General features: G+C 73.4%; 11 protein-coding genes (1 of these 11 running past the window's edge). 4 read left to right on the forward strand and 7 right to left on the reverse strand.

Annotated elements, in window-relative coordinates:
• Positions 1-16: 16 nt before the first annotated feature.
• Positions 17-1006, reverse strand: coding sequence for a 2,3,4,5-tetrahydropyridine-2,6-dicarboxylate N-succinyltransferase (gene dapD, locus BGO91_RS13485; RefSeq protein WP_021764144.1), 990 nt, complete (start codon positions 1004-1006; stop codon positions 17-19).
• Positions 1007-1023: 17 nt separating this feature from the next.
• Here dapD and dapE point away from each other — a divergent pair, with 17 nt between their 5' ends.
• The 3 genes from dapE to BGO91_RS13500 all read left to right on the forward strand — a co-directional run bounded on the left by dapE (position 1024) and on the right by BGO91_RS13500 (position 3588).
• Positions 1024-2106 carry a succinyl-diaminopimelate desuccinylase gene (dapE, locus tag BGO91_RS13490; protein WP_290473257.1) on the forward strand — a complete coding sequence of 361 codons (1083 nt, stop codon included), beginning with the start codon at positions 1024-1026 and terminating at the stop codon, positions 2104-2106.
• Positions 2075-3325, forward strand: a complete 1251-nt coding sequence (locus BGO91_RS13495) for a hypothetical protein (protein ID WP_290473258.1) — start codon at positions 2075-2077, stop codon at positions 3323-3325. The genes dapE and BGO91_RS13495 overlap by 32 nt, the downstream gene beginning before the upstream one ends.
• An 89-nt stretch (positions 3326-3414) precedes the next feature.
• The gene (locus tag BGO91_RS13500; protein WP_021764147.1) at positions 3415-3588 is read left to right on the forward strand and encodes a DUF3117 domain-containing protein; all 174 of its coding nucleotides are present in this window, start codon (positions 3415-3417) and stop codon (positions 3586-3588) included.
• A gap of 63 nt (positions 3589-3651) precedes the next feature.
• Here the strand turns inward: BGO91_RS13500 and BGO91_RS13505 are convergent, their stop codons facing one another.
• Positions 3652-4284 (reverse strand): class I SAM-dependent methyltransferase, encoded by a 633-nt coding sequence (locus BGO91_RS13505; protein WP_021764148.1) that lies wholly within the window; start codon positions 4282-4284, stop codon positions 3652-3654.
• A 77-nt stretch (positions 4285-4361) separates the two neighbouring features.
• Between BGO91_RS13505 and BGO91_RS13510 the strand changes: the two genes are divergently transcribed.
• Positions 4362-4718, forward strand: coding sequence for a Sec-independent protein translocase TatB (locus BGO91_RS13510; protein ID WP_290473259.1), 357 nt, complete (start codon positions 4362-4364; stop codon positions 4716-4718).
• Between the two features lie 6 nt (positions 4719-4724).
• On the opposite strand, the gene BGO91_RS13515 is transcribed toward BGO91_RS13510, so the two are convergent.
• The 5 genes in view from BGO91_RS13515 to BGO91_RS13535 are tightly spaced (at most 8 nt apart) and all read right to left on the reverse strand, a layout consistent with a single transcriptional unit that may run on beyond the window.
• Positions 4725-5912 carry a VWA domain-containing protein gene (locus BGO91_RS13515; protein ID WP_290473260.1) on the reverse strand — a complete coding sequence of 396 codons (1188 nt, stop codon included), beginning with the start codon at positions 5910-5912 and terminating at the stop codon, positions 4725-4727.
• Positions 5909-8257 carry a DUF5682 family protein gene (locus BGO91_RS13520; protein ID WP_290473261.1) on the reverse strand — a complete coding sequence of 783 codons (2349 nt, stop codon included), beginning with the start codon at positions 8255-8257 and terminating at the stop codon, positions 5909-5911. Before BGO91_RS13520 ends, BGO91_RS13515 begins: the two co-directional genes overlap by 4 nt.
• 8 nt (positions 8258-8265) lie before the next feature.
• Positions 8266-9363 (reverse strand): AAA family ATPase, encoded by a 1098-nt coding sequence (locus BGO91_RS13525; RefSeq protein ID WP_349863678.1) that lies wholly within the window; start codon positions 9361-9363, stop codon positions 8266-8268.
• A gap of 2 nt (positions 9364-9365) precedes the next feature.
• The gene (locus tag BGO91_RS13530; protein WP_290473263.1) at positions 9366-10871 is read right to left on the reverse strand and encodes a DUF5691 domain-containing protein; all 1506 of its coding nucleotides are present in this window, start codon (positions 10869-10871) and stop codon (positions 9366-9368) included.
• On the reverse strand, positions 10868-11786 hold the 3' portion of the coding sequence (locus BGO91_RS13535) for an SWIM zinc finger domain-containing protein (protein WP_290473264.1). Its footprint extends 416 nt past the window's final position; the window shows 919 of its 1335 coding nt (coding positions 417-1335); the start codon falls outside the window, past its right edge; it ends in the stop codon at positions 10868-10870. Before BGO91_RS13535 ends, BGO91_RS13530 begins: the two co-directional genes overlap by 4 nt.

Below are 11786 nucleotides of genomic sequence, written 5' to 3' on the forward strand. Positions count from 1 at the left end.
CGCCGAGCAGGTTCGGCTATGCGTGCAGCGCCGCGTTGAGCTCCACGCCGGAGCCGGCGCGGCGCAGCACCTCGACGGCGCCGGAGACGGAATTGCGGCGGAACAGCAGCCCGGGAACGCCGGAGAGCTCGACGGCCTTCACCGTCTGCGGGCGTCCGTCGGCGGTGGGAGCGGCGTCGACGACGACGACCTTGGTGCCGGCCGTGACGTACAGGCCCGCCTCGACGACCGAGTCGTCGCCGATGGAGATGCCGATGCCGGAGTTGGCGCCGAGCAGCGCGCGCTCGCCGATCGCGACGCGCTGCGTGCCGCCGCCGGAGAGGGTGCCCATGATGGACGCGCCGCCGCCGATGTCCGAGCCGTCGCCGACGACGACGCCCTGGGAGATGCGGCCCTCCACCATCGAGGAGCCGAGGGTCCCGGCGTTGAAGTTGACGAAGCCCTCGTGCATCACGGTGGTGCCGGGGGCGAGGTGGGCACCGAGCCGCACGCGCGACGCGTCGGCGATGCGCACGCGGTCGGGCGTGACGTAGTCGAGCAGCCGCGGGAACTTGTCGATGCCGGTGACGTGGATGCCGGCGCGCTGGAGGGCGGGACGCAGGCGGTCGAAGTCGGCCGGGAGCACCGGGCCCGCGTTCGTCCAGGTGACGATCGGCAGGTGGCCGAAGATCCCGTCGAGGTTCAGGGTGTTTGGCGCGACCAGGAGGTGCGAGAGGAGGTGCAGGCGCAGGTACGCGTCCGGCGTGGAGGCCGGTGCGGCGTCGAGGTCGATCTCGACCGTGACGGTGTCGATGCGCACGTTGCGTCGGGCGTCCTCGCCGGCCAGGGCCTCCAGCTCGGCCGGTGCGATCCAGGGCTCGCGGCCGGCGGGGATGCGACCGAGCTGCGGCGAGGGGAACCAGGTGTCGAGAACCGTGCCGTCGCCGGCCACGGTCGCGAGTCCGTAGCCCCACGCGGTGCGGGAGGTGGCGGGCGCGGCGGACTCGTCAGCAATCTCGGAAGGCATGGCTCTAGATTAGTAGGGTGCCTCTCGACCTCACCGCCACCTCCACCGACCTCACCCGCCAGATCTGCGACATCGAGTCCGTGTCCGGAAACGAGAAGGAGCTCGCCGACGCGATCGAGGAGGCGCTCTTCGGGCTCGCCCACCTCGAGGTGATCCGCGACGGCGACACGATCGTCGCCCGCACGAACCTCGGCCGCGAGCGTCGCGCGCTCATCGCGGGGCACATCGACACCGTCCCGCTCAACGGCAACCTGCCGACGCGCTTCGAGACCGAGGGCGGCGTCACCTACCTCTGGGGTCGCGGCACCGTCGACATGAAGGCCGGCACGGCGGTGCAGCTGAAGCTCGCCGCCGAGCTCACCGACCCCGCGATCGACGTGACGTGGATGTGGTACGACCACGAGGAGGTCAACGCCGAGCTCAACGGGCTCAACCGGCTCTCCCGCAACCGCCCCGATCTGTTCACCGGCGACTTCGCCATCCTGGGCGAGCCCAGCAACGGCGTCGTCGAGGGCGGCTGCAACGGCAACCTCCGCGTCGAGGTGCGCACCTACGGCCTGCGCTCGCACTCGGCGCGCGGCTGGGTCGGCGACAACGCCATCCACAAGGCCGCTCCCATCCTCGACATCCTCGCCGCGTACCAGGCGCGGGAGGTGGAGGTCGACGGCCTCGTCTATCGCGAGGGCCTCAACGCGGTCGGCATCTCCGGCGGCATCGCGGGCAACATCATCCCCGACGAGTGCATGGTGCACATCAACTACCGGTTCGCCCCCTCCCGCAGCTCGCAGGAGGCCATCGACCACATGCACGAGCTGTTCGGCGACTACGAGATCACCGTCGTCGACCGGGCCGACGGCGCCCGCCCCGGCCTCGACGCGCCCTTGGCACAGGAGTTCGTGGCGGCCGTCGGCGGCGTCGCGAAGCCGAAGTACGGCTGGACCGACGTGGCACGGTTCAGCGCGATGGGCATCCCGGCGGTCAACTACGGCCCCGGCGACCCGCTGAAGGCGCACGCCGACGACGAGCGCGTCGACGTCGAGCAGATCGTGGCCGTGGAGGCCGGACTCCGTGCCTGGCTCACCGGCTCCGGCGCCCGCTGAGCCGGACGCCGCGGTCCGTCCCGCGGCGCAGCCGGGCTCGTGGTGGACCCTGTGGTGGGTCCGGGTGCTCGCGATCTTCGTCGCGAGCCGCGTCTTCACGACCGTCGTCCTGCTGATCTTCGCCGCGAACCAGGGGCAGAACCCGTGGACAGGGCCGAAGCCCGACTACTTCTCGTTCGCGACCATCTGGGACGGGCTCTGGTACAACATCATCGCGGTGTCCGGCTACCCAGCCGCGCTGCCGACCGACGGCGTGCACGTCACCGAGAACGCCTGGGCGTTCATGCCCGTGTACCCGGGCGTCGTCGACGCCGTGATGTTCGTGACGCGGCTCTCCTGGGCGCCGGCGTCCGTGCTGGTGTCGGTGCTCTGCGCCGCGGGGGCCGCCCTCGTCCTCCATCGGCTGCTCCGGCGGGTCGGGCTGTCGGAGTCGACCACCCTGTTCGCGGTCGTCCTGTTCTGCGTCGCCCCGGTCTCCCCGCTCTTCCAGCTGGCCTACGCCGAGTCGCTGCAGCTGCTGCTGCTCGCCGTCGCGCTGCTCCTGCTCGTCGACCGCCGGTACGGCTGGCTGTTCCCGGTGACCCTGGTGATGGCGTTCACCCGGCCGAGCGGGCTCGCCTTCGCCCTCGCCCTCGGCCTGCACGTCGTCTACCGCTGGGTGCGCCGCCGCGACGACCCGTTCCCGCTCCGCGAGCGCGTCCTGAGCGTGTCGCTGACGGTGTTCAGCGGGCTCGCGGGCCTCGCCTGGCCGGCGATCGCGGGCATCGCGACCGGATCCTGGACGGCCTACACCGACACCGAGCTCGCCTGGCGCGCGGCGTACATCGGCTACCAGCACCTCGTCCCGTTCGCGGCGTGGTTCCAGGGGGCGGAGTGGTGGACGACGGTCATGCTCGGCCTGCCGGGCTGGATCGGCATCGTCGTGCTCGTCGTCATCGTCGCCCTGTACGCCGTGCTGCTCTTCTCGCCGGCGGTCAGGAGACTCGGTCCCGACCTGCTCTTCTGGGTGATCGCCTACTCGGTGTACCTCTTCGCGGTGTTCTTCCCGCAGTCGAGCACGTTCCGCCTCCTGATGCCGCTCTTTCCGCTGCTGGGCGCGCTGGCACTGCCGCGCAGCCGCGTCTACCGGGTCGCGCTGGTCGTGCTGTTCCTCGCCATGCAGGTCGGCTGGATCGCGATCTGCTGGGGCGTCGACGGTGCGGATTGGTCGCCGCCGTGACCCGTGGCACCCGCTCGGGGTGGGTGCCGATTTCCACAGGTCGCCGCGGATGTCGGATAATAGGGGGACATCCACGAAAGGGGAGCTGCATGGCGGCCATGAAGCCGAGGACCGGGGACGGGCCAATGGAGGCTGTGAAGGAGGGACGGCTCATCATCGTGCGTGTCCCGCTCGAAGGTGGGGGGCGCCTGGTCGTCTCCGTCAACGACGCGGAAGCCAAAGAACTGCACGATGCTCTCGCGAGCGTCGTGAGTGCCTCCTGAACGAATAACACGTCGGACGGACCCTGAATGCTCAGGGTCCGTTCGTTGTTTCCACGGGTACGTCTACGGCGCGAGCTTGGTCAGCTGCAACAGGCCGTCGCCGGCGGGGGAGAGCGCGCTGATCACGGCGCCGGAGCGCGCGGTCTCGGTGATGAGGGTGCGGAAGCCGGTGGCGACGTCGTCGCGCGCAGCGGGATCGGCGACCCGGCCGCGCCACAGGGCGTGCGCGACGAGGACGGTGCCGCCGGGGCGGACGAGCCGCAGGCCGTGCTCCACGTACTCGATGACCGACTGCGGGTCCGCGTCGATGAAGACGATGTCGTAGGAGTTCTCGTTCATCCGGGGGAGCACGTCGAGCGCGCGTCCCGTGATGAGGCGCACCCGGTTGGAGGCGACGCCCGCCTCGGTGAAGAACGCGCGCGCGTGCTGCTGGTGGTCCAGCTCCTGGTCGATCGAGGTGAGCTGCGCGTTCGCGCCACCGGTCAGCAGCCAGAGGCCGGAGACCCCGACACCCGTGCCGATCTCGACGATGTTCTCGGCGGCCGTCGCGGCCACCACGATGGCCGCCTGCGCGCCCGTGCTGGGAGCGATCGGCTCGACGCCCAGCTCCAGCGATTGCTGCCGCGCCCGCGCGATCACGTCGCTCTCGACGATCACGTCGTCGGAGAATCTCCAGTTCGAGTCCTTGTCTGACACAGTGCTCCTTGCCTCCGGTCCAGGATACGGCCCGCCGACCCAGCATCCGCGCAAGCCCGGCGCGATACTCTTGATGCGTGTTCGGACTGACCTTTGACAAGCTGCTGATCGTGGCGGTGATCGCGGCGTTCGTCATCGGCCCGGAACGCCTGCCGTTGTACGCGGGGAAGCTCGGTCAGTTCGTGCGCTCGCTGCGCGACTTCGCGAACGGTGCGAAGTCCCGGATGCGCGAGGAGATGGGCCCGGAGTTCGACGAGGTCGACTGGAAGAAGCTCGACCCGCGCCAGTACGACCCGCGCCGGATCATCCGTGAGGCCCTCCTCGAGGACGCCCCCGCCCCCACCAGCTCCATCAAGCCGGCGAGCCCCGCGGCCGCCGCCCAGCGCGCCCTCCCGGCCGGCGCCCTGCCGCCGTTCGATCCCGAATCCACCTGATCCGCGTCAGCTCGCCTCGCCCTCGGACGGTGTGGCGATGCCGTTGGATGCGGCCCAGGCCGTGACGTCCCGCCGCTCGATGGCGGTGGCCATGAGGTCGGGGAAGAGGTCGGGCGTGCAGGCGAAGGCCGGGACGCCGATGCCGGCGAGCTGCGCCGCGTGCTGCGCGTCGTACGAGGGCTTGCCCGAGTCGGAGAGGGCGAGCAGGGCGACCATCGTCGTCCCGGAGCCGACGATCGACCGGGCCCGCCGCAGCATCTCCTCGGCGATCCCGCCCTCGTAGAGGTCGCTGATGAGCACGAGCACCGTGTCGGTCGGCTGGGTGATCTGCGACTGGCAGTACGCCAGCGCCCCGTTGATGTCCGTGCCGCCGCCGAGCTGGACGCCGAACAGCACGTCGACGGGGTCGTCCAGCTCCTCGGTGAGGTCCACCACCGTGGTGTCGAAGACGACGAGGCGGGTGCGCACCGCCGGCAGCGACGCCAGCACGGCGCCGAACACGCTGGAGAACACGACGGACTCGGCCATGGAGCCGGACTGGTCGATGCACAGGATGATCTCGCGCTGCACCTGCGTGCGGCGGCGGGCGTGGCCCACCAGCCGCTCGGGCACCACGGTGCGGTGCTCCGGGAGGTAGTGCTGGAGGTTCGCGGCGATCGTCCGGTTCCAGTCGATGTCCGCCGGCCGGGGCCGGCGCGTGCGCGCGGAGCGGTCCAGGGCGCCCGAGACGGCCTGCACGGTCTGGGCGCGCAGGCGCTCCTGCAGCTCGTCCGTGACCTGGCGGACGACGGCTCGCGCGGTCGCCTTGGACGCTTCCGGGATCACCGAACCGAGCCCGATCAGGGTGCTCACCAGGTGGATGTCGGGCTGGACCGCGGTGAGCATCTCCGGCTCCAGCAGCATCTCCCGCAGCCCCAGCCGGTCCATCGCGTCGGCCTGCATGATCCGGACGACGGAGGAGGGGAAGTAGCCGCGGATGTCGCCCAGCCACCGGGCCACGCGGGGCTGGGAGCCGCCCAGCCCGCGGCGGCGGTCGGCGTCGTAGAGCTCGCCGAGCACACCGTCGCGTGCGGCGTCCTCGGCCGAGAGCGCGATCGGCTCCCCGCCGGATCGCACTCCGTCCGCGTCGCCCGAGCCGAGCACCAGCCGCCACCGCGTGAGGCGCTCCTGCGTCGCCGCGTCGTCGTCGCTCATGACACCACCTTCCAGCCGAGGAGCCGTGCGACCGCACGGAGGCCTGCCTGCGCCGCCGCCGCATCCACGTCCGGTGCCGCCGCGGTCGCTGCGGAGGGACCGTCGGAGATCCGATGGCCGATCCTGGCGCGTTCCGCGGGCGTGAACGCGGAGAAGGTGCGCCGGAGGAGCGGCAGGATGTCGTCGAACACGTCGGTGCCGGCGGAGCCGAGCCACTCGTCGAGCAGAGCCAGCAGGGCCGGGTCGTGGATCAGCACGGTCGCGTCCCCGGTGAGGAAGCCGTCGATCCACCCGGCAGCGTCGGCCGGGTCCGCGGCGATCGAGAGCGCCCGGCTCATCCGCGTCGCCACCGTGTCGGTGTCGAGCAGCGCGGCGTCGAGGAGCATCCGGGTGGCTCGGCCCGAGAGCAGACCGGGGACGCGATCGTGGTCCGCTAGCTCCCCGAGCGTCCGCCACCAGCGTTGGAGCAGGTCCTCGTCCTCGAGGAGGGTGAGTCCCCGGTGCGCGGACTCCACGGCGCTTCGCAGCGCGGTCGCCGCGTCGTCATCGAGCGCGACGGCGGCCGGGGGGAGGCCGACGCAGGCGCGGACCGCGGTCTCGTCGAGCACCGCACGCACCTCGCCGGTCTCGACGCCCCGCACGTTCCCGTAGCGGCACACGGTCGCCAGCGGTTCGATCGCGGCGAGGAGCTCGAGGGCGTCGGTGTGCGTCGCCGCCCGTTCCGCGAGTCGGGCGACCACGTCGTGGACCGGCGTCTCCGCCAGGAGGCACTGCGAGATCAGTTCGGAGAGGGCGGCGAGGTCCGGTGCGTCGCGCGCGTCCTGCGCGACCTTCGCGGCGGTCGCGGACGCGAGCGTCGTGCCGTAGACGCTCGCCTCGACGACCGCGACGGCGAGCTCCGGAGACCAGGCGAGCTCCCACGCCTCCTTGAACGTGCCCGTGGTGCGCCCGGCATCGACGGGAGCTCCCCACGGGATGCCGAGGAGGCGCAGCCGATGCAGCAGCGTCGAGCGGGCGCGGCCGGCGTCGGTGCGCAGATCCAGGGTCACGGTCTGGGGATGCGCGGCCGGCTTGAGCCTGGTCGCCCGTTGCGCGCGCTCCAGATCGGCCGCCAGGGGAGTGAGGGGGGCGGCCGCCGGAACCGAGCCGATGTCGTCTCCCACGACCAGCCGGTCGTGGACGAGGGAGAGCGGCAGCGGGTTGCCGTCGGCGAGCACCGAGAGCGCCGCGTCGTCCAGCTCGTCGAGGCCGGGCCCGGGGCGGCCCCGCACCGTCGCCAGCGTGGACGCGAGCCGGTCGGCTTCGACCACGGAGGCCGTGGACGCGTCGATCCCCTGGCGGCGGAGCTCCTGGGCCACCTTCACCAGCCAGACCGTCGCGACGTCCGACGCGGAGCCGGACCGGGCGTGCTCGAAGAGATGCCGGTACCAGCCGGGGGAGGAGACGCCGGCGCCGTAGCCGGAGGCGTAGCTCAGCCGCGACGCCGTCCATGGCACCCAGGCCGCCGCCACCTTCGCCTTCGGCAGCCCGCGCAGCAGAAGCCGGTCGGCCGCAGCGGAGGGGAAGGAGGCCGGCTCCAGCGCCGGAGCGTGCCACGCGCCGCAGACCACCGCGATCCGCTCGTCGCCGCCCTTCGACGCGGCCCGGATGGCGGTGCGCATCGCGGCTTCGCGGAGGGCCGTCATCGCCGTGCCGAGCGGGTCCGCCAGGGCGGTCAGATCGAGGTCGCCGTCCTGACCGACGACCGGCGCGGCGGCCGGCTCGTCGCGGCGCAGCTCGGCGATCGCGGAGGAGAGGGCGGCGAAGCGCTCCAGGACGGATCCCTCGCGCCGCTCGACGGCATCCTCCCACCACCGCTCGGGGTCGTCGTAGCCGGCCGCGCCGGCGAGCGCGGCGATCGGGTCGCGCCCCTGCCGGGCGTCCCCGGCCGTCGGCTGGACTGTTGGCACGGGCTCACGCGGTCCGGCGGCCTCCTCCGGTCCGTCGGCCTCCTCCAGCAGCTCGCGCTGGGCGAGGCGCTGGCGGATGGCGACGCCGTGCGTCTCCGGCAGGTCGATCGAGCGCACGCTGCTCCCGTTCGCCAGGGCCCAGCGCAGCGCGACCCACTCGGGCGAGAAGGAGGCGAGCGGGTAGAAGCTCGCCCGGCGCGGGTCGTCGACCGCGTAGACGAGGCCGGCGACCGGAGGGATCATGTCGGGGTCGCCGGCGAGCGCGGCGATGGGATCCAGCTCGGGCGCGCCCTCGATCAGCACCAGCGTGGGCGCGAGCGCGTCGAGGGCCTCCGCGACCGAGCGGGCCGATCCCGGCCCGTGATGGCGGATCCCGAGGATGTGTACGTCCGGCACCGTGTCGCTCAGTCGCCGAGGTCGCGGCAGGCGCGGTAGAGGTCGGCCCACTCCGGCCGGTTGCGCACGACGGTCTCCAGGTACTCCTCCCAGACCACGGCATCCTGGACCGGGTCCTTCACCACCGCGCCCAGCAGCCCGGCGGCGACGTCGTCCGCGCGCACCGCGCCGTCGCCGAAGTGCGCGGCGAGGCTGAGCCCGCTGGTGACCACGGAGATCGCCTCCGCCGTCGAGAGCGTCGCGGACGGCGACTTGATCGTGGTGCGTCCGTCGGCCGTGACGCCGGCGCGCAGCTCGCGCATCACGGTCACCACCCGGCGGATCTCGCTCAGCGCGGCGAGGTCGGCGGGGAGCTCGAGGGACGCGCCCAGGCTGCGGACGCGGCTCTCCACGATCTCCACCTCCTGGTCCAGCGTGTCGGGCAGCGGCAGCACGACGGTCGTGAAGCGACGGCGCAGCGCCGAGGAGAGATCGTTGACGCCCTTGTCGCGGTTGTTGGCGGTCGCGATGATGTTGAACCCGCGCTGCGCCTGCACCTCGGTGTCGAGCTCGGGGATCGGGATGCTCTTCTCCGACAGGATGCTGATGAGCGAGTCCTGCACGTCCGACGGGATGCGCGTGAGCTCCTCGATCCGGGCGAGCGATCCGGAGCGCATGGCCCGCATCACCGGTCCCGGGACGATCGCGCCCTCCGTCGGGCCCTCGGCCAGCAGGCGGGCGTAGTTCCAGCCGTACCGGATCGCCTCTTCGGCGGTGCCGGCCGTGCCGTGCACCACCAGGGTCGAGTCGCCGCTGATCGCGGCGGCGAGGTGCTCGCCGACCCAGGACTTCGCCGTGCCCGGCACGCCGAGCAGCAGGAGGGCGCGGTCGGTCGCGAGGGAGGCGATGGCGATCTCGATCAGCCGGCGGCTGCCGATGTACTTCGGGGTGATGACGGTGCCGTCCGGCAGCGCGCCGCCGAGCAGGTAGGTCGAGACGGCCCACGGGGACAGCTTCCACTGCGGCGGTCGCGGCCGGTCGTCGACGGCCCGCAAGGCGGAGAGCTCGTCGGCGTACGACTGCTCGGCGTGCTCGCGCAGCACCGTCGGGGTCGGGATATCGGCGATGGTCACGGGAGGGCCTTCCTGATCGAGTGGGCGATGGCGTGGTACTGCAGGGCGGCGGCGAGCGAACGGCGCGCCCTGGCGGGGCCGTCCAGGGTGAGCAGCTGCCGGACGCGGGGGGGCGAGCTCTCCGGAAGGGCGGTCGCCAGCGCGGCCGTGAGGTCCAGGACCGCCGGCGCGGGACCGTCCCCGGGCGAGGCGTCGCCCTCCATCCGGTCCAGGACCGCGCTCGTGAGGGCGGGCGACCACGGCTCCGGCGCGTGCGAGAGCGCCTTCTCGAGCGCACCGATCCCCGTCTTCCGGTCGGCGAGCGCCGCGACGAGCCAGCGTTCGAGCGCCGCGGGTTCCGCCAGCTCGACGAGGTCGATGTATCCGGCGTGTTCGAGGAAGGCGGTGGCCCACGCGGCATCGCGCTGCCGGTGGACGGCCTCGATGAGCGGGGCGCGCAGGGCCTTGTCCGGGAGGATCAGCTCCAGCGTCTGCGGGATGCCGACGCCGGTGGCCGCCGTCCAGGTGCTCAGCGGTGCGTTCTCGACCAGCATCCTCAGCCACGCCACGCGGTCGGGCTCGACCCCGGCCGCCGGTGCCGGGAAGCCGTCGCGGAGCCCGGCCTCGTCGAGCTCCGTCGGCGCGGACACGGCCACGGTGCGCTTCGACAGCAGCCGCCGGTTGACGGCGATGAGCGGGAGGAGCCGCTCCGCCATCCGTCGGGCGTAGCGGCTGTCCGGCAGGTGGCCGAGCAGCACGCCCGCCCGCTGGCGCACCGGCGCGGAGCCGTCATCGAGCGCGGCCTCCAGGAACGGTTCGTCGTCGGCGGAGAGCCGGTCGTCGAACACGGCGAGGAAGGCCTGCTTGCCGCGCGCGGGCAGACCGCCCCAGGCGGACGCGAGCAGGTCGCGCGCGGCCGCCGGATCGGATCGGCGCAGCAGGCGCAGGGCGTCGGCGGCTGCCGCGGTGGGGAGGGTTGGCCACTGCTCGGCCAGCTCGGCCGCGGAGAGCTCCGGCCGCGTCGCCCGTCTCGGCGCATCGACGAGCCCGGCCAGCCAGGCACCCCGCTCGCCCCAGGCCGCGTGGAGTGCGACCGCGAGCGCCTCGTCCGTGCGGGCGAGCTCCAGGAGGGCGGGAAGCCGGCGCGGCGGGACGATCATCCCGTGGCGCGCGGCGGAGTCCAGCCAGAGCCGGAGCAGCCGTGACCGCAGATCGGCGGGCACCGGCGGCTGGGTGAGCAGCAGACCGAGCAGCTCGGCGGCGGCGGGCGGTGCGGTCGGACGGGTCTCCGGCGGCGCCGCGGCGACCGCCGCGCCCCGCTGCGGACGGCGTCCCGCCCGGAGCAGCACGTCCTGGAGGGCGGCCTGGTCGAGCAGCAGGGTGCGCGGGTCCCGCTCGTCTCCGTCGAGCACGCCGACCCCGAGCTCCGACGGCGGACGGGCCGGCCGTCGCCGGTCGGTGCCGACCAGCGCTGTCGCCAGGAGCTCGCCCTGCCACGCTCCGAGGTCGTCGACCGCCGTCACAGTGCCACCACCCCGTCGTCGGTGACGAGCGACAGGATGCGCAGGCGCCCGTCCTCGACCTCGCCGAACACGTCGCACGGTGCCCCGCCCGTGATCGCGAGCATCGTCGTCCGGTCGGCCTCCGGCACGAGCGGGAGGGCGTGGCCGTGCGCGTCGACCACCGCCGTCTCCTCCCCGGCGGCGACGGTCACTCCGCCGAGGAGCACCGGGAAGCGGACCCGCCACGGCGCCGTCGCCAACTGCTCCGCTGCGGCGGCGTGCGCGGAGGCGACATCCATCCCGGCCCCCAGGTCGCGGGCGACCCCCGCCGGCTCGGGGGAGCCGTCGAACAGGGCTCGCCGCGGGGACGAACCGGGATAGAGCCCGACCGTCGCCCGGAGGCGGCTGCCGACCAGCTGCGGTGTGCCGAGGGCGCTCCCCGGTCCGCTGATCTCCAGCAGGAGCACGTGCCCCCCGTCGTCGTCGCGGAGCCAGGTGCGCTGCTGCTGCAGCCGGCCGCCGAGGTCCCGATGGACTCCCGCCACCGACCAGACACCGGTGCGCGACTCCCCGGCGAGGACCTCCGCCGTCGGGACGGGCCACCCGAGCGCCGTGCGCAGCTCGGCCTGCTCGTCGGCGGGAAGCGTCTCGCGCCGCGACCACCCCTGCGCCAGCATCCACCAGCGGCCGATGAGCTGGAGGAGGTCCCGGTCGCCGAGCCCCGCGCGGATCGCCCCACCGGCATCGCGCACCTGCTCGGCGAGCGCAGGGAGCTGCGCGTCGACGAGCCGTGCGGCGACCCCGTCCCACCAGGCCCGCTCCCGCCCGCGGGCATCGGCGAGGCCGGCCCGAGCCAGATCGCCCAGCCAGAGGGTGAACTCCTCGATGCCGGCATCCATCTTGGCCGCGCGTTCGGCCTGCCGTCTCGCCTGCGCC

The sequence above is a fragment of the Leifsonia sp. 71-9 genome, from assembly GCF_001898805.1.
In the GTDB taxonomy this organism is placed as follows: Bacteria; Actinomycetota; Actinomycetes; order Actinomycetales; family Microbacteriaceae; genus Leifsonia.

Bases quoted from the DNA above. Each gene is read 5' to 3' on its own strand.
- dapD (WP_021764144.1), bottom strand. From the start codon at position 1,006: ATGCCTTCCGAGATTGCTGACGAGTCCGCCGCGCCCGCCACCTCCCGC.
- BGO91_RS13500 (WP_021764147.1), top strand. From the start codon at position 3,415: ATGGCGGCCATGAAGCCGAGGACCGGGGACGGGCCAATGGAGGCTGTG.
- BGO91_RS13515 (WP_290473260.1), bottom strand. From the start codon at position 5,912: ATGAGCGACGACGACGCGGCGACGCAGGAGCGCCTCACGCGGTGGCGG.